The 24,036-nt window shown below is 68.2% G+C and carries 24 protein-coding genes and 1 pseudogene; 12 read left to right on the top strand and 13 right to left on the bottom strand.

Annotated features, from left to right (window positions below):
• Nucleotides 1–33: 33 nt before the first annotated feature.
• Nucleotides 34–1,323, bottom strand: a complete 1,290-nt coding sequence (locus tag E6C76_RS04740) for an NADH:flavin oxidoreductase/NADH oxidase family protein (protein ID WP_136347118.1) — start codon at nucleotides 1,321–1,323, stop codon at nucleotides 34–36.
• A gap of 85 nt (nucleotides 1,324–1,408) precedes the next feature.
• Here E6C76_RS04740 and E6C76_RS04735 point away from each other — a divergent pair, with 85 nt between their 5' ends.
• Complete coding sequence (locus E6C76_RS04735) at nucleotides 1,409–1,822, top strand: MerR family transcriptional regulator (protein ID WP_136347117.1); 414 nt, start codon at nucleotides 1,409–1,411, stop codon at nucleotides 1,820–1,822.
• Nucleotides 1,823–1,867: 45 nt separating this feature from the next.
• Here the strand turns inward: E6C76_RS04735 and E6C76_RS04730 are convergent, their stop codons facing one another.
• Complete coding sequence (locus E6C76_RS04730) at nucleotides 1,868–2,830, bottom strand: FecR domain-containing protein (RefSeq protein ID WP_136347116.1); 963 nt, start codon at nucleotides 2,828–2,830, stop codon at nucleotides 1,868–1,870.
• 11 nt (nucleotides 2,831–2,841) lie between these two features.
• Nucleotides 2,842–3,339 carry a sigma-70 family RNA polymerase sigma factor gene (locus tag E6C76_RS04725; protein ID WP_136347115.1) on the bottom strand — a complete coding sequence of 166 codons (498 nt, stop codon included), beginning with the start codon at nucleotides 3,337–3,339 and terminating at the stop codon, nucleotides 2,842–2,844.
• Between the two features lie 176 nt (nucleotides 3,340–3,515).
• Here E6C76_RS04725 and azu point away from each other — a divergent pair, with 176 nt between their 5' ends.
• Nucleotides 3,516–3,959, top strand: a complete 444-nt coding sequence (gene azu, locus E6C76_RS04720; RefSeq protein WP_136347114.1) for an azurin — start codon at nucleotides 3,516–3,518, stop codon at nucleotides 3,957–3,959.
• Between the two features lie 96 nt (nucleotides 3,960–4,055).
• On the opposite strand, the gene E6C76_RS04715 is transcribed toward azu, so the two are convergent.
• Complete coding sequence (locus E6C76_RS04715; RefSeq protein WP_136347113.1) at nucleotides 4,056–4,610, bottom strand: NADPH-dependent FMN reductase; 555 nt, start codon at nucleotides 4,608–4,610, stop codon at nucleotides 4,056–4,058.
• A gap of 373 nt (nucleotides 4,611–4,983) precedes the next feature.
• On the opposite strand from E6C76_RS04715, the gene E6C76_RS04710 reads away from it, so the two are divergent.
• Nucleotides 4,984–6,660, top strand: coding sequence for a diguanylate cyclase domain-containing protein (locus tag E6C76_RS04710; protein WP_168734242.1), 1,677 nt, complete (start codon nucleotides 4,984–4,986; stop codon nucleotides 6,658–6,660).
• A gap of 98 nt (nucleotides 6,661–6,758) precedes the next feature.
• On the opposite strand, the gene E6C76_RS04705 is transcribed toward E6C76_RS04710, so the two are convergent.
• From E6C76_RS04705 to E6C76_RS04675, 8 genes and pseudogenes are all read right to left on the bottom strand, one after another.
• Nucleotides 6,759–9,197, bottom strand: coding sequence for a TonB-dependent siderophore receptor (locus E6C76_RS04705; protein ID WP_211090112.1), 2,439 nt, complete (start codon nucleotides 9,195–9,197; stop codon nucleotides 6,759–6,761).
• 115 nt (nucleotides 9,198–9,312) lie between these two features.
• The gene (locus tag E6C76_RS04700) at nucleotides 9,313–10,329 is read right to left on the bottom strand and encodes a FecR domain-containing protein (RefSeq protein ID WP_168734241.1); all 1,017 of its coding nucleotides are present in this window, start codon (nucleotides 10,327–10,329) and stop codon (nucleotides 9,313–9,315) included.
• Between the two features lie 43 nt (nucleotides 10,330–10,372).
• The gene (locus tag E6C76_RS04695; protein ID WP_136347110.1) at nucleotides 10,373–10,876 is read right to left on the bottom strand and encodes a sigma-70 family RNA polymerase sigma factor; all 504 of its coding nucleotides are present in this window, start codon (nucleotides 10,874–10,876) and stop codon (nucleotides 10,373–10,375) included.
• Between the two features lie 237 nt (nucleotides 10,877–11,113).
• On the bottom strand, nucleotides 11,114–11,797 hold the full coding sequence (locus E6C76_RS22685) for a TonB-dependent siderophore receptor (protein ID WP_408003469.1): 684 nt from the start codon (nucleotides 11,795–11,797) through the stop codon (nucleotides 11,114–11,116).
• Nucleotides 11,790–13,577, bottom strand: a pseudogene (locus E6C76_RS04690) (TonB-dependent siderophore receptor); the annotation flags it as partial. The pseudogene E6C76_RS04690 and the gene E6C76_RS22685, both read right to left, overlap by 8 nt.
• A gap of 115 nt (nucleotides 13,578–13,692) precedes the next feature.
• Complete coding sequence (locus E6C76_RS04685; protein WP_136347108.1) at nucleotides 13,693–14,085, bottom strand: DUF423 domain-containing protein; 393 nt, start codon at nucleotides 14,083–14,085, stop codon at nucleotides 13,693–13,695.
• 25 nt (nucleotides 14,086–14,110) lie between these two features.
• Complete coding sequence (locus E6C76_RS04680) at nucleotides 14,111–15,073, bottom strand: FecR domain-containing protein (protein WP_136347107.1); 963 nt, start codon at nucleotides 15,071–15,073, stop codon at nucleotides 14,111–14,113.
• A gap of 6 nt (nucleotides 15,074–15,079) precedes the next feature.
• Nucleotides 15,080–15,616 carry a sigma-70 family RNA polymerase sigma factor gene (locus tag E6C76_RS04675; protein WP_136347106.1) on the bottom strand — a complete coding sequence of 179 codons (537 nt, stop codon included), beginning with the start codon at nucleotides 15,614–15,616 and terminating at the stop codon, nucleotides 15,080–15,082.
• Nucleotides 15,617–16,066: 450 nt separating this feature from the next.
• Between E6C76_RS04675 and E6C76_RS21990 the strand changes: the two genes are divergently transcribed.
• The 9 genes from E6C76_RS21990 to E6C76_RS04630 all read left to right on the top strand — a co-directional run bounded on the left by E6C76_RS21990 (nucleotide 16,067) and on the right by E6C76_RS04630 (nucleotide 23,299).
• Nucleotides 16,067–16,624, top strand: coding sequence for a Fur family transcriptional regulator (locus E6C76_RS21990; protein WP_168734240.1), 558 nt, complete (start codon nucleotides 16,067–16,069; stop codon nucleotides 16,622–16,624).
• A 377-nt stretch (nucleotides 16,625–17,001) separates the two neighbouring features.
• Entirely contained in the window at nucleotides 17,002–18,222 is a 1,221-nt protein-coding gene (locus tag E6C76_RS04665) for a PepSY-associated TM helix domain-containing protein (RefSeq protein ID WP_230976160.1), read from the top strand.
• A complete protein-coding gene (locus E6C76_RS04660) occupies nucleotides 18,219–18,761 on the top strand; it encodes a thiamine pyrophosphate-binding protein (protein ID WP_136347103.1) in 543 nt (180 codons plus the stop codon). The genes E6C76_RS04665 and E6C76_RS04660 overlap by 4 nt, the downstream gene beginning before the upstream one ends.
• Nucleotides 18,758–19,096, top strand: coding sequence for a hypothetical protein (locus E6C76_RS04655; protein WP_136347102.1), 339 nt, complete (start codon nucleotides 18,758–18,760; stop codon nucleotides 19,094–19,096). The genes E6C76_RS04660 and E6C76_RS04655 overlap by 4 nt, the downstream gene beginning before the upstream one ends.
• Nucleotides 19,096–19,662: a DUF6162 family protein gene (locus E6C76_RS04650; RefSeq protein WP_136347101.1), complete on the top strand. Its 567-nt coding sequence runs from the start codon at nucleotides 19,096–19,098 to the stop codon at nucleotides 19,660–19,662. Before E6C76_RS04655 ends, E6C76_RS04650 begins: the two co-directional genes overlap by 1 nt.
• Nucleotides 19,663–19,729: 67 nt before the next feature.
• Nucleotides 19,730–20,671: a metal ABC transporter solute-binding protein, Zn/Mn family gene (locus E6C76_RS04645; protein ID WP_136347100.1), complete on the top strand. Its 942-nt coding sequence runs from the start codon at nucleotides 19,730–19,732 to the stop codon at nucleotides 20,669–20,671.
• Nucleotides 20,668–21,516, top strand: coding sequence for a metal ABC transporter ATP-binding protein (locus E6C76_RS04640; protein ID WP_136347099.1), 849 nt, complete (start codon nucleotides 20,668–20,670; stop codon nucleotides 21,514–21,516). Before E6C76_RS04645 ends, E6C76_RS04640 begins: the two co-directional genes overlap by 4 nt.
• Nucleotides 21,513–22,412 (top strand): metal ABC transporter permease, encoded by a 900-nt coding sequence (locus E6C76_RS04635; protein WP_136347098.1) that lies wholly within the window; start codon nucleotides 21,513–21,515, stop codon nucleotides 22,410–22,412. The genes E6C76_RS04640 and E6C76_RS04635 overlap by 4 nt, the downstream gene beginning before the upstream one ends.
• Complete coding sequence (locus E6C76_RS04630; protein ID WP_136347097.1) at nucleotides 22,409–23,299, top strand: metal ABC transporter solute-binding protein, Zn/Mn family; 891 nt, start codon at nucleotides 22,409–22,411, stop codon at nucleotides 23,297–23,299. The genes E6C76_RS04635 and E6C76_RS04630 overlap by 4 nt, the downstream gene beginning before the upstream one ends.
• On the opposite strand, the gene E6C76_RS04625 is transcribed toward E6C76_RS04630, so the two are convergent.
• Nucleotides 23,296–23,970 (bottom strand): dienelactone hydrolase family protein, encoded by a 675-nt coding sequence (locus E6C76_RS04625; protein ID WP_136347096.1) that lies wholly within the window; start codon nucleotides 23,968–23,970, stop codon nucleotides 23,296–23,298. The two genes, E6C76_RS04630 and E6C76_RS04625, sit on opposite strands and share 4 nt — an antisense overlap.
• Nucleotides 23,971–24,036: the final 66 nt, after the last annotated feature.

Raw genomic sequence — 24,036 nt, 5'->3', positions numbered from 1 at the left:
CGACAAGGCGACCACCCGGCGCGGCTTTTGACTTCAGGGGCAAGCATCCGGATGCCGATCCGTCTTCCGTGGCATGGCCAGTCCCTCGGTGCGGACGGATCGTTCTTCCATCCAGCGGCGATAGCGGCGGGCGCGGCGCCTGGCGTCCGCTTGCGAGACGATCAGCGCCCAGATCGGCGAAACGCCGGGAGCTGTGCGCCGCTGGCGGCCGAGGCGGTTCAGTTGGTATTTGACGGCCGCCATGTGAGCGGTGGCGGCGAGCGGCTTGTTTTTCCAGGTGATCGGCTTGAGCGTGGGTACGTCCGGCCGGCCGAGCCGCCAATTGCGGGGCAGGTTCGGTTCGATCGCCAGCGCGGTGGCGATCCCCGCCATGGCGATGCCGCTGTCGATCACTTTCTGCGCGACCGCGTGTCTCCGGATGCCGCCGGTGACCATCAACGGCATCGTTGCCACAGCGGCGATGCCGCGGGCGAACTCAAGGAAATAGGCCTCGCGCGCCAGGGTGCGCTCATCGCGCGAGGCGCCCATCATCGCTGGTGCCTCGTAGCTGCCGCCGGAAAGTTCGACCAGATCGACGCCGAGCGGAGCAAGCATCGCCACCACGGCTTGCGCGTCCTCCGGCGAGAAGCCGCCGCGCTGGAAATCGGCCGAGTTGAGCTTGACGGCGACCGCGAAACCGGGCGCGACCGCAGCGCGCACGCCGCGCACGATGTCGAGCAGCAGGCGTGCGCGGTTCTCCAGGGCGCCGCCCCAGCGGTCCTGCCGATGGTTGGACAGGGGCGAGAGGAACTGGCTGAGCAGATAGCCATGCGCGGCATGGATCTCCACGCCGGTGAACCCCGCGCGCTCGGCAAGGCGCGCGGTGGCCACGAAGCGGCGCTCGACCTCCGCGATGTCGTACGCCGTCATCTCGCGCGGCATGCGGAACCGGTTGGACTGCTTGCCGAGGTCCAGCGCGATGGCGGAAGGTGCCAGCGTCTCTTGGCCGAGCCCGGCCGGCATCTGCCGGCCAGGATGGTTGATCTGCATCCACGCCCCGGCGCCGCGCGAGCGCGCTGCTTCGGCCCAGGCCCGGAAGCGGTCGAGGTGACGGTCATCCTCCAGCACCACGCCGCCGGGGCCGGTCATGGCGCGGGCGTCGACCATCACATTGCCGGTGATGATCAGTCCCGCTTCGCCCTCGGCCCAGGCTTGGTAGAGGCGCAGCAGTTCGGCCGAGGGCGCATGGTCGTCGTCGGCCATGTTTTCTTCCATCGCCGCCTTGGCGATGCGGTTCGGGATCACGGCGCCGGAGGGCAGCGTCAGTGGGGAAAAAAGGGACATGGAAGGCTCCAATCACAGGAATTTGACGCACCATAACCTTGAAGTTAAGTTAAAGGTCAAGTGGGTTTTTTCGAGGAGTTCCAACTTGAACATCGGGGAGTTGGCGAAGCGCACCGGGCTGACCAATTCGCGTATTCGCTTCTACGAGCGTGCCGGCCTATTGAGGACGGTGGATCGACGGCCGAATGGGTACCGGACCTACCCGCCCGAGGCGGTACTGGCGCTCGAACTGATCACGACCGCACAAAAGGCTGGTTTCAGCCTGGATGAAATCCGCACGTTGCTCCCGCCGGACCTGGAACACTGGGAGCACGACGCCTTGCTTGAGGCGCTGCGCCGAAAAGTGGGCGATATCGAGGCGCTCGAAGCGAAGCTTGCCCAGAGCAGGGCGCAACTGGTCGCACTCATCCAGGACATTGAGGCCAAGCCCGGAGACATGGACTGCGCCGCCAATGCACGCCGGGTACTGTCGCGCGTGCTGGGTAAAGAAGTGGGGTGACACCGGGCCCTTTTTGGCCAGCGGGAAGCTGGCGTGTCCGTGCGCTCAGCGCGGCGCGACGGTGATCCAGTACGGGGTGATGCGCGCCACGCGCAGCGGCATGGTCTGCGCCAGCAGCGCCAGGGCGGCATCGCTGTCGCCCAGGGAGATGGAACCGGACACGCGCAGATCGGCCACGGCCGGGTCGCAGCGCAGGATGCCGCGGCGGTGGCGGCCCAGTTCGGCGACCACCTCCGCCAGACGCATGTTGCGTGCCACCAGCATACCGTGCTCCCAGAGCGCGGCGCCGGCATCGACCGGCTTGCCGGCCCGCACGCCGAAAGCGTCGAAGTCGGCCTGTTCGCCGGCTTGCAGGATGCGCGGCGGGCCGTCCAGCGGCTGTATTTCCACGGCGTGCTCGAAGACGCTGACGCGCGTCCTGTCGTCGTCCACGCGGCGCACGCCGAAGCGCGTGCCCAGCGCGCGGATCTGGCCTTGCGCGGTCTCCACGATGAACGGGCGGAACACCGGGGACGGGTCGGCGTGCGTGGTGACGAGGATTTCGCCTTCGACCAGGACGATGCGCCGCTCGGCCTCGCCATAGGCGATGTTGACCGCGCTGGCGGTATTCAGCACCAGGCGCGAATCGTCCGGCAGCATCCAGGTTCTGCGTTCGCCGGTCACGGTGGCGAGGTCGGCACTCCATTCCCGCCACGGCGCCTGGTTCCAGGCCAGCCACCCGGCCGGTGCCGCGAGCAGCAGCGCCCCCAGCACGCGCAGGCTGCGCCGGCGGCCGCGCATGCGCTCCAGGGCGTGCAGCGTGCCTTTGCCCGTGTCGCCGTCGAGTTGTCCGAAGGCGGAGAGCACGCTCTGCGCGCGCGCCCAGGCAGCCTCGTGCTGGGGACTTTGCCCGCGCCAGCGCTCGAAGGCGTCGTGCTCCGCACTCGAGGGGGTGCCGAAATGCAGCGTGGTGGCCCAGTCGGCCGCTTCCTTGAGCAGCGCGAAATCCGGTTGCGGCGGAGGGCTCATCGCAGGTCTGCCTACAGTACGGCCATGCAGGCCAGCAGCGCTTTCTGGATGTGCCGGCGCACGGTGATCACGGGGACGCCGGTGCGCTCGGCGATCTGCTGCAGCGTCAGCCCCTCCAGCTGTGCCAGCAGGAAGATCTCGCGGCTGCGCGCGGGCAGCCCGGCAAGCATGGCATCGACGCGCACGATGGCCTCGATCACCAGCATGCGCGTCTCGGGCGAAGGCGCCTGCGGTTCGGGCCGGCGGGCCAGGATTTCCAGATACGCGCGCTCCACTTCCTGGCGCCGCCAGTGGTCGACCACCAGGCATTTGGCGATGTGGGTGAGCAGGGCGCGCGGCTCTTCGATGCGGCGTTCCCGCCGTCCGGCGAGCAGGCGCAGGAAAGTGTCCTGGGCCAGATCGGCGGCGGTGCAGGAGTCGCCCAGCCTGCGGCGCAGCCAGCCGTGCAACCAGCCGTGGTGCTCACGGTAGAGGGCCTGCACGTCAGGAAAGGTGTCGTGGGCGGACATGTGCGGGACGAATACGCCGGAATTTGATAGGATTGATAATCGTTCCTATTGTAGTGCGGAGTTCGAATGAATGGCTACAGCGGCCACCCGCCCTCCGGCGCGCAACGGCGTCTGGCATGCCGGGCCACACAGGTTCTAGAATATTCCTGTCCATCATCCTGACAAGGAAAGAAGCAATGAAAATGAAAGGAATCCTGGCCGCCGCTCTGTTCTTCTGCGCTGCGCCGGTCTGGGCGGCCACCTGCGAAGTCACCGTGGAGGGCAACGATGCGATGCAGTTCAACGTCAAGGAAATCACCGTCGACAAGAGCTGCAAGCAGTTCACCGTGCACCTGAAGCACGTCGGCAAGCTGGGCAAGAACGTCATGGGCCACAACTGGGTGCTGGTGAAGACCGCCGACCTCAAGGACGCGGCGACCGAGGGGATGGCCGCCGGCGCGGCGCAGGACTATGTGAAGGCGGGCGACACCCGCGTGATCGCCCACACCAAGGTGATCGGCGCCGGTGAATCCGATTCCGTGACCTTCGACGTCGCCAAGCTCACCGCCGGCACGGACTACACCTTCTTCTGCTCCTTCCCCGGCCACTGGGGCGTGATGAAGGGCACGCTGAAGTTCTGAGGCATTCGCCAGGCATCCCCGCGTGGCCGCTCGACGGTGCGCGGGGATGAGCGAGCATGCGCGGCCCGGTGCTGAATGGCGCCGGGCCGTGTTGCTTCAGCCCGCGTTGCCGGGCTGACGGACCTTGCCCACCAGGGCACTCATCTGTTCGCCGATCAGCTTGATGAGCCGCTCGTCGGTCAGATTGCCTTCGCCGTCGAAACTGCCGCTGAAGGCATTGGCGAAAACCTCCGGCTTGTTCAGCGGCCGCAGGTCCAGGAACACGCAGACCTGGCGCAGGTGATACTGCGCGCGCGAACTGCCCATGCCCCCGCCGGCGCCCAGAATGGCGACCGGCTTGCCGGCGAGCAGCGCGTTGTCCGGCTCGCGCGAGGCCCAGTCCAGGATGTTCTTCAGTGCCGGCGCCAGCGAGTAGTTGTACTCGGTGGCGGCCAGCACCAGTGCGTCGGCCGCGCCGATCTGCGCGAGTACGCGGCGGACTGCCTCGGGCTTCTCGGCGATGTCCTGGTTGTAGAACGGGATGTCGCCCAGTTCGGCGATCTGCAGGCTGGCGCCTTCGGGCAGGCCGGCCTGGGCGGCACGCAGCAGCCCGCGGTTGGTGGATGCGCGGCGCAGGCTGCCGGCAATGCCGAGTAGCTGAATCGAAGCCATGGAGTACCTCCTTGTCGATACGGCAAAAGGACCTTGTCCGCACGCGCGGATGCGCGGGCCAAGGACGGAATGATGCTCGATGCTGCGCTCTCCGGGCCTGTCGGGCCAGGGCAGATTACTCGATTCCGGCCCGCGAGTCCTTCCACCACGAATGCTCTCGCATACCTCCCTCCCGACGGATTCCGGCACGTGGCGAGACCTATGTCTTCGGTGATAGGCCGGCCGGGAACTCCCATCAAACAAGGAAATTCCCGCCTGTCAAAGGCCGATGACATGCCCTGAGGCGTTCCTATAATATCGATCGCGCATCGCAGGAAAACACGTTTTTTCAGCACTGCCATGCATGACAAGTCCACCATGGAAGGGGTTGCCGATGCTGGAGCTGGAACGTTTTTTCTGGGCGAATGGCGATCCCGCGCTGTTGATGATGGGGGAGTACCACTACGGCCTGGTGGCCCTGTCGGTGCTCATCGCCATCCTCGTTTCCTGCATCGCCATGCAGATCGCCGGCATCGCGCGCGACAGCCACACCGCGCTGTTCCGCCAGATGGCGATCGCCACCGGTTCGCTGGCGCTGGGTGCGGGCATCTGGTCGATGCACTTCATCGGCATGCTGGCTTTCAAGCTGTGCACGCCGGTGAGTTACGACCCCTTCCTGACCGCCCTGTCGGTGGTGCCGGCGATCCTGGCCTCGTGGATCGCGCTGGAAATGCTCGCCAAGGACAGCGTGAGCCCCAATCAGCTGATGGTCGGCGGCGTGCTGATGGGCGCCGGCATCGGCGCCATGCACTACAGCGGCATGGGGGCGATGCAGATGGCGCCCATGCTGCGTTTCGATCCGCTCTGGTTCGCCATCTCCATCGTCGTTTCGGTGGTGCTGGCCTGGCTGGCCCTGTGGCTGCGCTTCGGCCTGCATCAGAGCCGCTACCTGGGCAACGGCGGCACCATCGCGCTCAGCGGTACCGCGATGGGGGTGGCGGTGGCCTCCATGCACTACGTGGCGATGAACGCGGCGCGTTTCATCGGCGAAGAGGTGGCCGGCCACGAACACAGCCTCGACACCGATCTGATCATCGGCATCACCATCGTCACCGTGGTGCTCGGCGGCATCGTGCTGGCCGTCAACCTGTCCCTGCGCTTCCGCATGCTCTACAAGCAGTTGCATCTGAGCGAGGCGCGCCAGAAGGCGGTGTTCGATACCGCGGTGGACGGCATCATCACCATCGACCGCCGCGGCATCATCGTCTCGGTGAACCCGTCGGTGGAACGCCTGTTCGGCTGGGAGCAGAGCGAACTGATCGGCCGCAACATCAAGATGCTGATGCCCGATCCGCAGCGCTCCGCACACGACCAGTACCTGGCCAACTATCTTTCCGGCGGGCCGAAGCGGGTGATCGGCATAGGACGCGAGACCACCGCAATGCGCAAGGACGGTTCCATCTTCCCGATCCGCCTGGCGGTGGGGGAACTGCGCCTGGACGATCTGGTGATGTTCGTCGGCTTCATCACCGACATCTCCGAGCAGAAGCGCATCGAGCAGTTGCTGGAACGCGAGGCCACCCACGACGCGCTTACCGACCTGCCCAACCGCCGCCGGCTGTCGGCTTCGCTGCCGCGCGCGATGGCGCGCGCGGACCGCACAGGCGGCCTGATCGGCCTGCTGTTCATCGATCTGGACGGTTTCAAGAAGATCAACGACGATCTGGGCCACGACATCGGCGACGAACTGCTCAAGGAAGTGGCGCAGCGCCTGCTGTCGGTATCGCGCCGTTCCGATCTGGTGGTGCGTCTGGCCGGCGACGAATTCGTCATGGTGCTGGAAGGCCTGCATGCCGACGCGGAAGCCCGCCAGGTGGCCGAGAAGACGCTGGCCGCGCTGTGCGAGCCGATGGATCTGGAAGGGCATACCGTCACCGTGCGCGCCAGCATCGGCATGGCGTTCTACCGGGCGGGCTGCGGCCTGAGCGCGGAAGCCGTGCTGCATCAGGCCGATCTGGCCATGTATGCGGTGAAGAAGCGGGGCAAGTGCAGCATCGCCTCGCTCAACTGAACACGCCGGGCAGATGGGGAAAAGCGCCTGCAAGGGCGCTTTTCCATGTCCATCGGGTGAAATACCGGCAGCCGCCCCTGGCCGCCGCCGGCATGTCCTCAGAAGGTGTATTTGACCGACAGGTTGACGCTGCGCGGCTCGCCCCAAGTGTAGGTGCTGTACCAGTTGAAGATGGTGTAGTACTTCTTGTCGAACAGATTGCTGATGTTGAGCGACGCGCTGAGCTTGTCGCTGAAGCGCCAGTTGGCCATGGCGTCGACCAGCCAGTAGTCATCCACCGTATGCTTGACCGTGCCGACGGCCGGGTTGTACACGTCGCCCCAGGTCTTGTCCTGCCAGCGCGCGCCGCCGCCGAGCGTGAGCCGGCCGTTGCGGCCGCCCGGCTTGTAGGTGGTGAACAGGGAAAACTGGTTTTCCGGGGTGAGCGTGGAGACCTTCTCGCCCTGTTGCCGGGCCACCTTGTGGGTGAAGCCGGCGTGGAGGCTCCAGAACTCGTTCAACTGCCCGGACATTTCCAGCTCGTAGCCCTTGGTGCGCACGCCGTTGATGGCGCGGTAGGCGGTGCCGCCATCGGGGGTCAGGTTGCCGGTTTCCTCGGCGTAGTTGTCCTGCTCGAGGCGGAACACGGCGGCGCTGGCGTTCAGGCGGCCGCCGAAGAAGGCGCCTTTCACACCCAGTTCGTAGTTGTTGCCTTCCTGCGGATCGAGCGTGCTGCCGGACTCGTCGCGCGCGGACTGCGGCTTGAAGATGCTGGTGTAGCTGCCGTACACGGAATAGGTGTCGTTGATGTCGTACACCGCGCCGAGGTACGGCACGAGCACGCCGGATTCGCGCATGGATTCGCGCTTGTAGTTGGACAGGCGCGCGCCGGTGATGAGTTTGAGGTTGTCGCGCAGGTTCCAGCGGGCGGTGGTGTAGAGGCCGTTTTCCCGTGTGGTTTCGCGGTTTTCACCGTGCCACGCGGCGGGGTCGTTCCAGTCCGGTTCCGGAATGCGGCCGTTCCAGCCGTAGTAGTCCGCAATGCTGGTCGGATATCCCACGTTCGGACCGTCGCTCTTGTTGGTCCAGGTGCGTTCGCTGATGCTGCCGCCGAGCACCAGCTCGTGCTTGCGGCCGAGCAGTTCGAACGGACCGCTGGCATAGAAGTCCGCCGCGTTGGCGCGCGTCTTGCCCTTGTATTGGCCGAGCCACAGCGAGGTGCCGCTGCCGTCCGCCGGGTCCGGATTCCCGCCACCGGCTGAGCCGAGCGGAGCATCGTAACCGTTGATCTGGTGGTTGAGCTGCAGCTTGGCCACCCAGTCGTTGTCGAAGTAGTGTTCCAGCGTGGCGAATGCCGTGCGGGTGTATTGCGCCCAGCTGCTCCATCTGGTGCCGCTGTTGAAGGAACGCGAACGCTTGTTGAAATTGCCGTTGCTGTCGTAGATCGGGATGCCGCCCCAGGTCGAGCCCTTGGGGTCGTTGTCCTGGTAGTCCACGCCCACGGTCAGCAGGGTGCCGGGCGTCAGGTCGGCTTCCAGGACGCCGTAGAACACCGAGGTCCGGCGCTGGTAGCCGTCCAGGTGGGAATGCTTGTCCTGCTGGGCCACCACCACCCGGCCGCGCAGGCTGCCGGCCTCGTTCAGCGCGCCGCTGAAATCGAGTTCGCCGCGGTAGTTGTTCCACGAGCCCGCACCCAGCGTCGCGTGGCCCTGGAAGTCGCGCGTGGGCTTCTTGCGGATCAGGTTGATCGTCGCGCCGGGCTCGCCGCTGCCGGTGAGCAGGCCGGTGGCGCCCTTGAGCACTTCCACGCGGTCGTAGATCGCCATGTCGCTGAGCGTGTTGCCCGCGGAGTAGGACGAATCGCGCTCCATCGGGATGCCGTCGTACTGGAAGTTCTGCACGCCGAAGCCGCGTACGTGGAATTCGGTGCGCTCGCTGTCGTAGGTGATGATGCTCACCCCCGGCGTGTGCGCCATGACCTTGTCGATGGTGGTGAGGTTGAAGTCATCCATCTCCTGGCGGGTCACCACACTGATCGACTGCGGCGTCTCGCGCGGGGTGAGCACCAGCCGGGTGGCGGTGGCGATGGCACCGGGGGTGTAGCTGCCGGTGTGCTCGGAAATCTCGCCGAGCTGGTTGGCGGTGACCTGCACGGCACTCAGCGTTTTCGGCGTACTGCCGGCAGCGGGCGGCGCCTTGCGCAGAGTGTATTCCCCGCTGGCGTCGCGCACGGCTTCCAGCCCGGTGCCGGCAAGCAGCCGGCGCAGGCCCTCGGCCACGGTGAAGGTGCCGCGCACGCCGGGGCTGCTCAAACCAGCGGTGACCTCCGCATTCACGGCGATCTGCGTGCCGCTCTGGCGGCCGAAACGCCCCAGCGCGGTATCGAGATCGCTGCCGGCGATGTCGAACTGGCGGACCGCGACTTCATCGGCGGCCTGCGCCTGGGCGGGCGGCATGGCCAGCACGGCCGCACTGCCGAGGAAGGCGAGCAGCAATGCGCGGGAAAGCGGGGCCGCCGCGCGCGGGCGCGGCGGACGGGAGCGTACGGTCGATTTCATGGCGTTCCTAGTGGTCGGTTGCAGAGCATGTCCGCGCGTTGCGCGCGGCTTCCGATCCCTATGCCCAACGAAAACGAAAAACCTGCCGTTTTTTTTTTGAAAATCCCCGCCAGGCTCAGCGGGCTTCCACGGAAACCCAGTAACGGGTCAGGTAGCGCACGCGGATCGGCAGCCGGCGTTCGAGCGATTCCAGCACCGCGTCGGTCGGCCGGTCTCCGTCCAGCGGCCAGGTGCCGGTCACACGCAAGGCGGCCACTTCCGGACTCCAGCGCAGATGCCCCGGACGGTGCCGCGACAGGTCGATCAGCAGGCGGTCGAGGCGACGATTGACCGCCACCAGCATGCCGTCCACCCAGGCCTGGCGGCTGTCGTCGAGCGCCGCCGTGGTGATCTCGCCGGCTTGGGTGAAACGGGCCTGCTGCCCGGCGGCGATGCGTTCCACGGCATCGTCGCGCATGCGGACATCCACGGCGCCCTCGCGCACCGCGAGATGCGTGTGCGCAGGCGCCTGCAGCACGCTGAAACGCGTGCCCACGGGCATCAGCCGCGCATCGCGCGCCTCGACCCAGAGCGGGCGTCCGGCCGGATCGGCGGCCGTGGTGACTTCGATCTCCCCCTCGCGCAGCAGGATGCGGCGGGCGTCCTGGTCGTAGCGCACATCGACCGAAGTCGCGGTGTTGAGGCGCAGCAGGGTGCCATCGGCCAGCGTGACCACACGGCGCTCTCCGACGGCGGTATGAAACTGCGCGGGCAGCACGGCATCGCGCAGTGGATCGCGCCCCAGCCACAGCAGCGAACCAGCGGCGCCGATCCACAGCAGATGCCCCAGCGCGCGCCTGCGGCCTGTGCGTCCCAGGCGCGCCAGCGTGCCGCGCGCGAGGTCGGACGGCAGGTCCGGGCCACGGCGCAGATGCTCGCCCATGTGATGCAGACGCGCCCAGGCCAGTGCGTGATCGGGATGGGCCGCGCACCAGCTTTGCAGCGCCGTCTCGTCATCCGGCGACATCTCCCCGGAAGCGCGCAGCACGTACCAGTGGATGGCCTGATCGATGATCCCGTCGGCCAGCGGGCGGCCATCGTCCTGCTGCATGGCGGGCAGCGGCTGGCGCAGGGAGGCGGCGGGCGGGCTCATCGCGGGCGGCAGGGCGCGGAATGTACGCGGAAACGCAGGCGGCTCACCGGTACAGCGCCCTGTAGCAATGCGCGGTGGCGCGCACCATGGCCTTCTGTACCACGTTGATGCTGACGCCCAGGCGTTCGCCGATGGCCGCATAGGTCAGCCCGTCGAGTTGCGAGAGCAGGAAGATCTCGCGCACCCGCGCGGGCAGCCCGTCGAGCAGGCGGGCGATTTCCTCCAGCGCCTCGACCACCAGGCGGCGCTCTTCCGGCGAGGGCGCCAGCACTTCCGGACGGCTGGCCAGTTCTTCCAGATAGGCCTGTTCCAGCGCCTTGCGCCGCCAGTGGTTGACGACGAGTCCGTGGGCGATGGTGGCGAGGTAGGCGCGCGGTTCGCGCAAGCCTTCCGGCTCGGGCCTGGAAAGCAGGCGGACGAAGGTGTCCTGCGCCAGATCGGCGGCCTGCTCGGTGCAATTGAGCTTGCGGCGAAGCCAGCCGTGCAGCCAGCGATGGTGGTCGCGGTACAGGGTGGAGAAGCCGTCGGGCGGCGCAGCGGTGCTCAAGAGAACCTCCGGAGAACAAGAGCGCTGGCTGGCCCGGAAGGGGTGGCTGGCTATTCTTAATTAGGAATTGTTCTCATTCTCCGTAATTTGTGCGGCAGCGTCAAATATCCGCAACGATCGCCCGCCGCCATGAGCATCCTGGCAGCCGACCACCGGCATGGCGGCAACTGCGGGCAGTCTGTGGACCCGGCAAGGCAGGCCCGGCCGTTCATGGCCGGCCGGGCGGAAGGGCAGGCCTCAGAACTCGTAGCGCAGGTTGGCCATGACGTTGCGCGGCGTACCCCAGTACACGGCGTTGTAGTTGCCGATGCCGGAGTAGTACTTCTTGTCGAAGAGGTTGTTGATGCTTACCGTGGCCTTGAGATTGCCGGCCAGATCGGCGCTGGCGACCAGCCCGGCCAGCAGATAGGCGGGCTGTTCGAAGCGCCGCGGCGTGCCGGCGATGGTCTGGGTGAAATGAGTCGAACTCTGCCACTGCAGGTTGCCGCCGAGGCGGATGTGCTTCCAGGCGCCGGGCAGGCGGTACATGGTGGCCAGCTTGAAGGTGCGCTCCGGCTGCGTGGTACTGACGCGCTGGCCGTCCGCATCGCGCGGCTGGATGTAGGTAAAGCCCGCGTTCAGCTGCCAGCCGGGAAGCGGCTCGCCGCTCACCTCCAGTTCCAGGCCCTTGGTCGTCACCCCTTGTATGGCCACGTAGGCAACGCCGCCGCCGGGCCGCGCCGCGCCGCTCGGGTCCCTGATGGCGTAGTTGTCCTGTTCGAGCCGGAAGAGCGCTGCGCTGGCGTTCAGCCGGCCGCCGTAATAGCTGCCCTTGGCACCGATCTCGTAGCTCTCGCCGGTCAGCGGATCCAGCTGCCGGTCGTTGGCGTCGTAGCTGTAGGCCTGGGGCTTGAAGATGTCGGTAAACCGTGTGCCAGGCATCGACGTCGAAGGTGAGGCCGGCATAGGGCGTGACTTCGCCGGAAACCTTGGTGGCCGTGCGGCTGGATACGCCGTTGGCGTTGACGCTGTCCAGACTCCACGAGTAATCGGTGTTGCGGGCGCCGAGGATCAGCGACAGACGCTCCGTCGCCTCGAACACCGTGGCGGCATAGCCGATCTTCTGGCGCGCCTTCACGTCGAAGGTCGACCACCAGTCATAGAAAGCCGGCTCGGTGGCGCGGTTGTCCCAGTTGAAGGCGTCGGGAATCAGGGCGTCCGTATCGCCATCCCAGCGCCTGGAGACCGCATTGGTGCGCGCGTTGGCGTAACCCAGCACGATCTGGTGTTCCCGGCCGAACAGGGAATAGCTTCCGGACAGCTGGAGGTCCAGGCCCTTTTCCTTGGTGTCGGTATGGAAGCGGGCCGCGCCACCGGCATAGAAGCCGTGCGCCACGCTGTGCGTGACCGGGTCGATGGTGGCCATGGTCATCCCGGCGATGATCTCGCGCGACTGGTACTTGCGTTGATTCAGGGTCGCCTTCAGGTTCCAGCCGCTGCCGAAGCTGTGATCCAGCGTGGCGAACATGCGCTGGGTATCGTGGTTGCGCTCGGCCCACACATCGGCCGCATTGGTGGAACGCGAGAATTTCGCGGGAGAGCCGTCGGAGAAGAAGGCGGGCAGGTGACTGTTGCTGCTGGCGTCGTTGCGGTTGCGCTGCACGTCGAAGCCCACCGACAGGATGGTGGCGGGGGCGAGATCGGCCTCGACGATGCCGTAGAACAATTCCTGCCGATTCTTCAGGTGTTCGATGAAACTGCGGTTGTGCTGGGCCGCGCCGACCACGCGGCCCCGGATCGCGCCGCTTTCGGCCAGCGGGCTGGAAAGATCGACTTCCGCCCGGTAGTGGTCCCAGGAGCCGACGCCGACCGAGGCATGCCCCTGGAAGTCCGCGGTGGGGCGCTTGCGCACCATGTTGATCACGCCGGAAGGCAGCCCCGCGCCGTTGACCAGCCCGGTCGCGCCCTTGAGCACCTCCACCCGGTCGTAGATGGCCGAATCGGCGATGCTGTAGTTGTCGCGCACGTTTCCGCCTGCGGTGGCCAGACTGGCCACGCCGTCGAACTGGAAGTTCTCGACCTGGAAGCCCCGCGCATAGAAGCTGTAGCCTTCGGTGTTGTCGCGGTTGACGGTGATGCCGGGGGTTTGCTGAAGTACGTCGGCAATGTGTTCCAGCCCTTGATCGTCCATCTGCTGGCGCGTGACCACGCTGACCGATTGCGGCGTCTCGCGCAGCGACAGCGGCAGGCGGGTGGCGGTGCTGGTGGCGCGCGTGGTGTAGCTGCCGCTGCCTTCGGTGGCGGAACCCAGGGAAGCCGCCTTGACCTGCACGGTGCCGAGCACCGTCTCGCCGCCGGAAACCGAAGGCGTGCGCCGCAACTGATAGCCGCTGTCGCCTTCGTACGCCTCCAGCCCGGTACCCTCCAACAAGCGCTGCAGGGCCTGCGCGATGCCGGCTTCACCACGCAGCCCCGGGCTGCGCTTGCCGGCGGTGAGGCGTCCATCGATGGTCAGCAGAATCCCGGCCTCGGCGGCAAAGCGGTTCAGTGCCTGGTCGAGCGGGCCGGCGGGAATGTCGTAGCGCTGCGCGGTCTGGGTGGCCTGCGCATGCGCCGGGCGCGGCTGGCCGGCGAGGGCGGTGCAGGCGAGCAGCACGGCCAGGGCGACCGGGGCGGGATGGAGCGCGCGGCGCGCGGGGCGGGCGGCGGTGGGGTGGGGCATCATCGGCGTTCCTTTCGTGGGGTTCGATACACCCCCCGCGATGGGGGGATACCTTCCTTTCCGAACGAAACGGAAAAAGTGCTACGCCGCCGCCGTGTTTTTTTTGGGAGCGGGGTCAGCCCCTGCGCCAGGCCGCGGCCGCGAGCGCCAGCCAGCCCAGGATCAGGCAGATGCCGCCCAGCGGGACGATGTAGAGGATCGGCCCTTCGTGGATGCCGGCGATCAGGCGGATCAGGTAGATGCCGCCGGAGAAGCCGGCGATGCCGAGCACGAACAGAGTGCCGGCGGCGTCCAGCCAGCGCGTGGCCTGCGTGCGCGACCACAGGGCGACGCCGAACAGCGCCAGGGTGTGCAGCATGTGGTGCAGGGTGGCGGCACGCGCCCGCTCCACCGCCAGTTCGAGCTGGTCCGGCGCAACGAACTGGGGCAGGCCATGCGAACTCCAGGCGGCCACGGCAACGCCGAGCGCGCCGAGCAGCCCGGTCAGCGTCATCCAGAAACGGAACATGATTGCGTCCTTGCGGGGAAAGGGGTCAACGGGGCGTTACGGTAACCCAGTATGGGGTCACCTGGCTCAGCCGGACCGGCAGGGCCTCGGTCAGCGCGCGCAGGACGCGGTCGGTGTCGTCGAGCGGAAAGACGCCGGAGATGGTCAGTTCGGCGACGGCCGGATCGCAGCGCAGGAAACCCGGGCGGTGCCGCGCCAGCTGGGCGATGAACTCGTCCAGGCGCAGACGCTCGGCGACCAGCTGCCCGCGCGTCCAGGCGATGGCGGCGGGCTCCGCCGCCGTTTCGACCTGCACGCCGCTGGCATCGAAGTAGGCCTGCCGGCCCGCATCCAGCCGCCGCTCCGGCCCCTGGGCGGGACGCACGGCCACCGCGCCGTCGAAGACGGCGACGTGCACATGGGCGGATTCCTGATGGACCTGGAAACGGGTGCCCAGCGCCTGGATCTCGCCATGCCCGGTGCGCACCGTGAAGGGACGCCGGGCCGGGTCCTTGGCGGTGGCGATGAAGATCTCGCCGTGCCGCAGGGTGATGCGCCGTACCTCATCGTCGTAGTGGATGTCGACGGCGCTTGCGCTGTTCAGATCGATGCGGGTGCCGTCCTCCAGCACCAGTTGGCGCCGTTCGCCGCGCCGCGTGGCGTGGTCCGCCGTGGCGAGCTGCCATTGCGGCGTCTGCCGCGCGCCCTGCAGCGCCAGGGCACCGCCTACCAGCCAGCCCAGCATGCCGAGCGCGCGGCGGCGGCCAAGCCGTGGCGGTGGCGCGCGCAGTACCTGCGCGCCGAGGCCGGCGGGCAGGTCGGCAAGGCGGGCGTGCAGGCTCTGCGCCTTTCCCCAGGCCGCCTGGTGGGCGGGATCGGCATGCAGCCAGCGTTCGAATTCGGCGCGTTCGGCATCGCTGACCTCGCCCGACCACAGCGTGACCTGCCATGCCAGCGCCTGGTGGAAGAGGGCATCTGCGCTGGCGGCGGCAACGTGGGCGGAAGACATGGCGGTTCAGCGCGCAGGCGTGCCGGAGGCGGGGGATTCCTCCAGCGCCGCGTAGCAGGCCAGACTCGCCTTGAGCATGTACTTGCGCACGGTGGCCGTGGCGATGCCCAGGCGTTCGGCAATTTCGGAGTATTTCAGGCCGTCGAACTGCGACAGCAGAAAGGTTTCCCGCACGATCTGCGGCAGCCGGCCCAGGTGGGCGTCGATGCACACCAGGGTCTCGATCACCAGCGCGCGGGTTTCCGGCGAGGGCGCATGGCATTCCGGTACGCGGGCCAGCGCCTCCAGGTAGGCCTGCTCAAGCTGCCGGCGGCGGTACTGATCCACCAGCAACCCCTTGGCGATCTGCGTGAGGTAGGCCCGCGAGCGTTCCGGCTCCGGCAGCCGGCCGGAAATCAGCAGGCGCAGGAAGGTGTCCTGGGCGAGATCGGCGGCCTGCTGCGAGCAGCTCAGCTTCTTGCGCAGCCAGCCTTGCAGCCAGCTGTGGTGCTCGGAATACAGGGTGTGCAGGGTGTGCCGGGGAGTGGGCGCGGTGGGCGGCATGGCAAGGCGCGGTGACCAGATCAATCCATATGGGAAGGATTATCATTCACACTCATACCAGGCGGCAAGCCAAAAGGATCGTCGGGCCGTCTGCCCGGCGATCCGGTGGGCACGCGGCGTCTGCCCATGGCCGCCACCCCGCGCTCAGAAACGCGCATTCCTGCCTATTCCCCGTGGCCGGCTCGCAAGAGCCGGCCACGCTGGCGCTCGTCAGTTGGGCGCACCGCGTCCGCTCTCGGCGAACCTGTTCTGCCACACGCCAGGAAACGGCCGATCGGCAGGCCATTCGTGCTGAAGCAAAAGGCATGTTTTTTAATGAAAAGTCATGAAATGCTAAGGAGATATGTAATAAAGTGTGTTTCAAGTGCGCGTTTTGCCGGTCTCGAACGACATGTCTACGAGAGCTGCAGATTTCGCGGCTTCGCTGTCCAACGCACCATCGAGGTCTCCATGAGCGTATTGCCGGCCGGAATTTCAACCATGCGGGGAGGGCGCATCCGCCCGCGCGCAACGGCCATCGACGAGCGGGGGGCGTCGGGACGGCCATCCTCGCGCCTCGCCACCGCGCGGGAAACCCTGCTGCGCGCCGGCCTGCGGGTCACGCAGCCGCGCCTGCAGGTGCTGGCGGCGTTCCTGGAAGCCGGGCAGACGGTCCTGTCGGCCGATCAGGTGATGCGCGCGCTGCTCGACCAAGGCAACGACATCTCCCTGTCGAGCGTGTATTCGGCGCTCCGTCAGCTCGACGCCGCCAAGCTGCTGTCCAGCCGCTTCGAGGAAGGGCGGCGGGTGTATGCGCGTGCCGGCGCCCTGCCGCAGGCGACCGTGCGCGTGGTGTGCGAGGCCTGCGGCACGGAACGCACCTTCCATAACGATTCGCTGGATGTACTGCTGAGCCGCCTGGTCGGCGGCCAGGGCTTCGCGCTGGGCGATTACGAAGTGCTGGTGCGCGGCGTCTGCGCGAACGGTTGCGCGCATGCCGCCGAGGCACGCGGCCCGGACGCGGAGTAGGGGCTCCAAGCACCGGGCCAGCACAGGCGGCGCCTGCCGACCTCCGGATACCTTGTCCGCTGCCGGCTCGGCCGATTGTGACCCGCTGCCACAGCACTGCTGAAAGGCATGGGGTGCCGCATCGAGAGCGATCCCCGCCGGGATTCCCACAAGGCCCGCCATTTGTAAGTCTATGTAACAAAGTGCGCGTTTTTGCGCCCTCAAACGACATGTCTTTTGAGGGCCGAGTTTTCGGCCGCTTTCCCGTGGACGCGTGCCGCGCGTCCACGGGAAATCCGTACATGGATCCGGACTGCCCGCCGGCTCCGACGCACAATCCCCCTAGGAGTCTTCATGCCAGGTCCGTTTTCATCCACCTGTCGCGCCGGAGGCATGCGGTGAGCGCCGCCGTGCCGGCCGCCAGGCCCGCGGCCCCCAAGGCGGGGCGTGCCCGCCTGTGGTTCCTGGTGCACAGTTGGGCCGCGCTGCCGCTGTGGATCTTCATGTTCTTCGTCTGTCTGACCGGCACCATCGCCACGGTGAGCCAGGAGATCGTCTGGCTGGCCGACCCGGCCGTGCGCGCCCGCGCGCCGTCCGCCGACGCGCGGCTGCTGGGCTACGACGAGGTGCTGGCGGCGGTGAACCGCGCCAGCCCGGAATCCGTGGTGCAGTCCATTTCCCGCCCGGTGAAGTCGCAGTTCGCACTGAGCGTGCGGGTGGGCAATCCGGACGGCACCAGCCAGTCGATCTACGTGAACCCCTACACCGGGGAAATCCAGGGCACCGACCCGTCCTTCAACTTCCGCGGATTCGTGCGCGCGCTGCACGGCTGGCTGCTGATGCCGTTCACCAACGGCTTCAACCTGGGCTGGTACGCGGTGTCGCTGCTCGGCCTGCCGATGCTGGTCTCGCTGATCACCGGGCTGGTGGTGTACAAGAAGTTCTGGCGGGGCTTTCTGCGCCCCCGGCTGCGCTTCGGCCACGGCGCGCGGGTGTTCTGGGGGGATTTCCATCGCCTCGCGGGCATCTGGTCGATTCCCTTCATCCTGATCATCGCGATCACCGGGCTGTGGTTCACCGTGCAGGCGGTGCTCGGCGATCTGTCGATCTCCATCTCCTCCGAGGGTGCTCCGCCCATTGTGGCGCGCGAGGATGCGCCCTACACGCCGGACGGCCTGCCGCCGCGCATCGTCAGCCTGGACGAGGCCGCCGCGCATGCCAGCGAATACCTGCCGGGCCTGCAGCCGATGTTCGTCAGCCTGCCGGGCAACGCCTACGACCACATCGTGGTGGCCGGGCGCGGCGCCTATCCGCTGCTGTTCGAGCGCCTGCACGTGAATCCGTACAACGGCAAGGTGGAATACGTGCGCCGCGTGGCGGACCGCTCCGCGCTGGAGCTGTTCACCGAGTCGATGCGCCCGCTGCACACCGGCGATTTCGCCGGGCTGTGGCTGAAGCTGGTGTATTTCTTCTTCGGCCTGCTGCTCACCATGATGGTGCTGAGCGGCCTGCTGATCTGGACCAAGCGCACCGCGCACGCCACCGCCGCCATGCTGCGCCGCCGCGAGGAAGAGCCCGACGGCTCGGTGGCGGAACTGGAAACGGAGGGCGCGCGGTGAGCACAGCCAGATCCCCATCCACCCGCCGCGCCGGCGTACCGGCCTGGAAGCGCTGGTTGTTCCGCGTGTCAGCGGTCTTCGTCGTCCTGCCGCTGTTCTATCTGCCCGCCTACTTCCACAGCCAGGAACTCAACCGCGGCACCAAGGGCCTGGGCGAACGCGAACTGGGCGAGATCGCCGTGGGCCCGTGGTCGGTGCGTTTCGCCGAATGGCGGGTGGAGCAGCCGTTCCGCAACGGCGAGGCCGGCTATGCGAAGAGCTTCACCCTGGCGCTGTGCGACACCTGCGCCAAACAGGTCAAGGCCGCCTATCTGCGCGTCGGCAAGCCGCGCAACCTGCGCGCGGCCGGTTCCATCTTCTTCGGCTCGCCGTATCGCCAGTCCGTCGCGCTGCCGATTCCCGAGCGCGTGACGGCGGACGCGGAACTGTGGATCACCCTGGAGGGTTGGGACGGCTCCGTGCATCAGGCCGCGCTGCCGCTCGCGGAAGCGTCGCCGATCACCATCGAATGGCTCAGCAAACGAGGAAACCCGACATGACCCCCACCCTCCGCCGCACATCCGCCACGCTCGCACGCGCCCTGGCCGGTGGCCTGCTGTGCGCGCTGGCGGGCGCCGCCGCCGCGCACAACCCGGTGTGTACCTGCGAGTCGGTGGACGCGCAGCGCATCCGCTGCACCGGCGGCTTTTCCGACGGCAGCAAGGCACCGGGGGTCACCCTGGACGTCATCGCCTACGACGAGACCATCCTGATCAACGGCAAGCTGGGCGCCGACTCCACGCTGGTGTTCAACCGCCCGAAGGGCGAGTTCTACATTCTTTTCGATGCCGGCCCCGGCCACGTGGTGGAAATCGACCACGCCGAGATCGAGTGATGGCGGAACAAGTCGTCCGCCCCGCCGGCGCGGGGCATGAAGCACTGTTCGTCGCGCTGGCCTGCGCCGTCATCGTGGCGCTGGCCGCAGCGGTGATCGGCGCACGCCAGACGCCGGCGCAGCGCATCGAGGTCGCCGCGCACCAGCTGGATGCCCGCGACGATCTGCTCGCCGCGGAGCAGGGCCTGTACGCCGACCTGCGCCTGGTGCCCGGAGAACTCGCCGATTTCGGCGATCGGCCGCCTGCGGTGACGGAACTCGCCGAGGCCTTGCTGCCGCCCTTCGTCGCCGACGTGGGCACCGCCTGGCGCGGGGACCATGCCTGGACGCTGATCGAGCACGGTGCGGCCAGCGCCTACCTGGGCCTCAGTGCCGCCCCCGAGGTCGCCGGCTCGATGCTGCTGCGGCTGTCCGGACCGGCGGATGCCGGCGAAGCCGACATCTGGCTCAACCGTTCCCCCTCGGCATCCCCGCCCGCGCGCCTGGATACCGAATACCTCGTCCACGGCGGCTGGCAGCAGGTGGTCACCCATTTCGACGCCGGCGCAACACGCCACCGCCACTGAGCGGGCCGCCGGCCCGTTTCCCGTCCAACCCGGCGGCCGCGCGCGGACGCCTCAACGTGGAGTCTCCATGCCCGACGCTCTCCCTTCCTTCCCGCGCCGCCGCATGCTGGCCGGGCTGGCCCTGGCCTGCGCGCTGCCGGCCCGCGTGTTCGCCGCCGTGCCGAAACGCGACAAGCCGCTGCGCATCGGCGTGACGCTGCATCCGTACTACAGCTACGTGGCGAACATCGTCGGCGATCTGGCCGAGGTGGTGCCGGTGATCCCCGCCGGCTTCAACCCGCACGCCTACGAACCGCGCGCCGAAGACATCAAGCGCATCGGCACGCTGGACGTGATGGTGGTCAACGGCGTGGGCCACGACGATTTCGCCGAACGCATGATTGCTGCCAGCGAGAAACCGAACCTGCCGGTCATCGAATCCAACGCCGACGTGCCGCTGCTGGCCGCCACCGGGCTGGCCGGGCGCGCGGGTTCCGGCACCGTGGTCAATCCGCACACCTTCCTGTCGGTGACCGCGTCGATCGCCCAGGTGAACACCATCGCGCGCGAACTCGGGCGCTTCGACCCGGCCAACGCGGCCGCCTACCAGGCCAACGCACGCGCTTTCGCACGCCGCCTGCGCCAACTGCGCGCCGATGCGCTGGCCGAACTGGCCGGCGTGCCGAACGCGGAGTTCCGCGTGGCGACCATCCACGGCGCCTACGACTACCTGCTGCGCGAATTCGGCATCGAAGTCACCGCCGTGGTCGAACCCTCCCACGGCATCGAACCCAGCCCGGCGCAGCTCAAGGGCACCATCGACCGCCTGCGCGGCCTGGACGTCAAGGTGATCTTCTCGGAGATGGATTTCCCCTCGGCCTACGTGGACACCATCCGCCGCGAGGCCGGCGTGCAGCTCTATCCGCTCACCCACATCTCCTACGGCGAATACGAAATCGACAAGTTCGAACGCGAAACCGCGCGCAACCTGGCCACCGTGGTACGCGCCATCCGCGAGGCCGCGCAATGACGGCGGGCGGCCCGCGCATCCGCTTCGACGGCGTCGGCCTCACCCTGGGGCGCACCGAAATCCTGCGCGACGTGCGCCTGAGCGTGGAGGCCGGCAGCGTGCACGCGCTGGTCGGCCCCAACGGCGGCGGCAAGAGTTCGCTGGTGAAGGCCCTGCTGGGCCAGATGCCGCATCGCGGCCGGCTGGCCATCGACTGGCCGGGCGCGCCCGGCACGGTGGGCTACGTGCCGCAGTCGCTGGAATTCGACCGCGGCCTGCCGATGAGCGTGGAAGACTTCATGCGCGCCACCACGCAGCGCCGTCCGGCCTTCCTGCGCCGTCCGCGCGAGGGCATGGCGGACATCGACGCCGCGCTCGACCGCGTGGGCATGGCGGACAAGCGCCTGCGCCGCATGGGCGCGCTGTCCGGCGGCGAACGCCAGCGCGTGCTGCTCGCTCAGAGCCTGATTCCGAATCCCGCCCTGCTGGTGCTCGACGAACCGATGGCGGCGCTGGACGAGGCCGGTTTCGCGGTGTTCGAACACCTGCTGCGCGACTGGCGCCGCGACGGCGTGACCGTGCTGTGGGTGGAACACGACCTGGAAGCCGTCGGCCGCTTGGCCGACCGCGTCAGCGGGCTGAACCGCAGCGTGCTGTTCGACGGCGCGCCGCGCGAAGTGCTGGCGCCGGAACGCCTGCTCGCGCTGTTCTCCGCGCGCCCGCGCACGGCGGCGCAGGAGAACCGCGAACCAGCGGACGCTGCGGCGCTGGAGGCGGCAGTGAGCGCCCCCGCCCGGCCGCCCGACGGGGGCGCTCACCCGCCCTTGGGGAGGATGTCGCGCAGCGACAGGAGGGTAGTCCAGTGAGCTACGAGAACTTCCGCGTCTTCGTGCAGGGTCTGGCGGAGGCCGGCTGGCTGCCGCCGTCGATGGCCTACGGCTTCGTGGTCAGCGCGCTGCTCGCCGGGCTGATCATCGGCCCGGTGCTGGGCGGCCTGGGCACACTGGTGGTGGTCAAGCGCTTCGCCTTCTTTTCCGAGGCGGTCGGCCATGCCGCGCTCACCGGCGTGGCCATCGGCATCCTGCTCGGCGAGCCGTACACCGGCCCCTACGGCAGCCTGTTCGGCTACTGCCTGCTGTTCGGCATCCTGCTCAATTTCCTGCGCAACCGCACCGGGCTCACCCCGGACACGCTGATCGGCGTGTTCCTCTCGGTATCCCTGGCGCTGGGCGGCAGCCTGCTGTTGCTGCTCTCCGGGCGGGTCAACATCCATATCCTGGAAAACGTGCTGTTCGGCTCGGTGCTCACCGTCAACGGGCAGGATCTGGTCGTGCTCGCCGTGGTCGCCGCGCTGGTCGCCGTGCTGGCGCTGCCACTCTACAACCGCATGATGCTGGCCAGCTTCAATGCGCAGCTGGCCACCGTGCGCGGCGTGCGCGTGAAGCTGCTGGACTACCTGTTCGTCGCGCTGGTCACCGTGGTCACGGTGGCCTCGGTGAAGGTCATCGGCGCCATCCTGGTCGGTGCGCTGCTGGTCATCCCGGCTGCCTCGGCACGGCTGCTGAGCCGCTCCCTGCGCGGCTTCTTCTGGCTGTCGGTGGCCTTCGCCACGCTCAGCACGCTGGCCGGCATCCTGCTGCCGATCGAACTCGCACTGCCGGTGCCCTCGGGCGCGGCCATCATCCTGTTCGCCGGAACGCTGTTCGCGCTCGCGGCCATCGCGCGCGGCACCGTGCCGGCGCTCAAGGGGCAAGTCTCATGAAAACCGTGAACATCCTGTTCGTCGCGCTCGGGCTGCTGGCCGGCGCATCCGCCTCGGCCGCCGCTGCCGGCACGCCGGCCGTCCGCGTGCTCACCGCGCATCCGGTGGCCCATGCGATCACCGCCCGTCTCGCGGAAGGCGGCGCCATCGAAATCACCCGCGTGGTGCCGGCCACGCTGCCGCCCACGCGCCATGCTTCCTTCCTCGGCGGGCGTGGGGCAGGGGCCTTCGAGGCCGCCGCACGCCAGGCCGACGCGGTGGTCGGGCTGCGTTCGGTGTGGGCGGACGACGTGCTCTATCCGCACGCGCGGCGCGCCAACGTGCGCGTCGTCGAGGTGGACGCGGCGCGTCCGGTAGATGGCGCGCTGCCCGGCGTGGCGCTGCGCAGCGGCGAGGCCGACGGCCTGTACGCCTGGCTGGACCCGACCAACCTCGGCCGCATGGCGGACGTCGTCGCACGCGACCTGGGCCGCCTGTCGCCGGCCGACGCCGAAGGCATCGCCGGGCGCCTGGCCACGTTCAAGCGCGCAGTGGTGGAGCTGGCCGCCGGCGCCGGCCGGCGTTTCGCCCAGGCCGACAACCCGGTCGTATTCACCCTGTCGGAGCGCCTGGACTACTTCGTCACCGGTTTCAACCTGGAACTGGCCGGCCGCGACGTACGCGAGGACGAAGCGTGGACGGACGAGGCCGCCGCGCAACTGGGCGAGCGCCTGCGCGCGGAAGGCATCGGCGTGGTGCTCCACCATCGCGCGCTGACACCAGCCCTGGATGCGGCGGTGCGCGCGGCGGGCGCGGTGCCGGTGCTCATTCCGGCGGAAGGCAACGATCCGCTGGAAGAACTGCGCAACGCGGTCGAATCGGTCGCGGAGGCGCTGAACGCGCCCTAGGGCGCGTCGGAGGCGGCGGGAAGCGCTTCGGCTTCGTAATGGCTGGTCAGCCAATCGTCGGCAAGACGGGCGAAGGCGGTCTGCGCAGCGGGGGAGGCGAAGCTGTCGTCGCAATCCGCCAGTTCCTGCCAGTCGCGCTCGCAGCCGATGTGCTCGTAGGACTGGCGCAGCATCGGCAGCCCCGGGTCCTGCCCGCCGGCGACGATCAGCGTGGGCACACGCAGCATGCCGAGCGGCTTGACTCCGGCCAGATCCGGGCGCCCGCCCTGACAGGCGAGCGCCTGATAGTCCTCGGACGCACGGGCCGCCGCGCGGATCGCCGCGGCACTCGCGGTGCCGGAAGCCACCAGGCCCACCGGCAGCTTGCCCAGACCCGGCTGATGGGCGATCCACTCGCGTACGCCCTCGGCGCGCAAGGCGAGCTGGGAGACGGCGAAGCGCATGTCCGGGTCGCGGCTTTCCTCATGCGGAGTCAGCAGATCCAGCGTCAGCGTGGCGTGCCCGCTGGCCTGCAGCGCGCAGCTGGTTTCGTCCTCGCGCTCCTGCTCCTCGGGCACCGAAAACGGACGCAGGATCACGGCCAGCGCACGCACGTCCGGCGCGTGGCAGAGCAGGGCCACCAGCCAGGTCTGCGCGGTGGGGATGCTGATCAACGAATGGCGTAGTTTCACGGTCGCGCGGCGGGGAAGGAGAACGCTTCGAGCATGGCACGCGGCGGCGGGGCCGGCAAGGCGCAA

This window comes from Pseudothauera nasutitermitis (genome assembly GCF_004801295.1).
Lineage (GTDB): Bacteria > Pseudomonadota > Gammaproteobacteria > Burkholderiales > Rhodocyclaceae > Pseudothauera > Pseudothauera nasutitermitis.
The sequence above is the reverse complement of the archived record's forward strand: the minus strand, read 5'-3'. Positions and strand labels throughout refer to the sequence as shown.

Coding starts and splice junctions, on each gene's coding strand:
- E6C76_RS04740 (WP_136347118.1), bottom strand. CDS start 1,323: ATGTCCCTTTTTTCCCCACTGACGCTGCCCTCCGGCGCCGTGATCCCG.
- E6C76_RS04730 (WP_136347116.1), bottom strand. CDS start 2,830: ATGAGCCCTCCGCCGCAACCGGATTTCGCGCTGCTCAAGGAAGCGGCC.
- E6C76_RS04725 (WP_136347115.1), bottom strand. CDS start 3,339: ATGTCCGCCCACGACACCTTTCCTGACGTGCAGGCCCTCTACCGTGAG.
- azu (WP_136347114.1), top strand. CDS start 3,516: ATGAAAATGAAAGGAATCCTGGCCGCCGCTCTGTTCTTCTGCGCTGCG.
- E6C76_RS04715 (WP_136347113.1), bottom strand. CDS start 4,610: ATGGCTTCGATTCAGCTACTCGGCATTGCCGGCAGCCTGCGCCGCGCA.
- E6C76_RS04710 (WP_168734242.1), top strand. CDS start 4,984: ATGCTGGAGCTGGAACGTTTTTTCTGGGCGAATGGCGATCCCGCGCTG.
- E6C76_RS04705 (WP_211090112.1), bottom strand. CDS start 9,197: ATGAAATCGACCGTACGCTCCCGTCCGCCGCGCCCGCGCGCGGCGGCC.
- E6C76_RS04700 (WP_168734241.1), bottom strand. CDS start 10,329: ATGAGCCCGCCCGCCGCCTCCCTGCGCCAGCCGCTGCCCGCCATGCAG.
- E6C76_RS22685 (WP_408003469.1), bottom strand. CDS start 11,797: ATGCCTGGCACACGGTTTACCGACATCTTCAAGCCCCAGGCCTACAGC.
- E6C76_RS04685 (WP_136347108.1), bottom strand. CDS start 14,085: ATGTTCCGTTTCTGGATGACGCTGACCGGGCTGCTCGGCGCGCTCGGC.
- E6C76_RS04680 (WP_136347107.1), bottom strand. CDS start 15,073: ATGTCTTCCGCCCACGTTGCCGCCGCCAGCGCAGATGCCCTCTTCCAC.
- E6C76_RS04675 (WP_136347106.1), bottom strand. CDS start 15,616: ATGCCGCCCACCGCGCCCACTCCCCGGCACACCCTGCACACCCTGTAT.
- E6C76_RS21990 (WP_168734240.1), top strand. CDS start 16,067: ATGAGCGTATTGCCGGCCGGAATTTCAACCATGCGGGGAGGGCGCATC.
- E6C76_RS04655 (WP_136347102.1), top strand. CDS start 18,758: ATGACCCCCACCCTCCGCCGCACATCCGCCACGCTCGCACGCGCCCTG.
- E6C76_RS04650 (WP_136347101.1), top strand. CDS start 19,096: ATGGCGGAACAAGTCGTCCGCCCCGCCGGCGCGGGGCATGAAGCACTG.
- E6C76_RS04645 (WP_136347100.1), top strand. CDS start 19,730: ATGCCCGACGCTCTCCCTTCCTTCCCGCGCCGCCGCATGCTGGCCGGG.
- E6C76_RS04640 (WP_136347099.1), top strand. CDS start 20,668: ATGACGGCGGGCGGCCCGCGCATCCGCTTCGACGGCGTCGGCCTCACC.
- E6C76_RS04630 (WP_136347097.1), top strand. CDS start 22,409: ATGAAAACCGTGAACATCCTGTTCGTCGCGCTCGGGCTGCTGGCCGGC.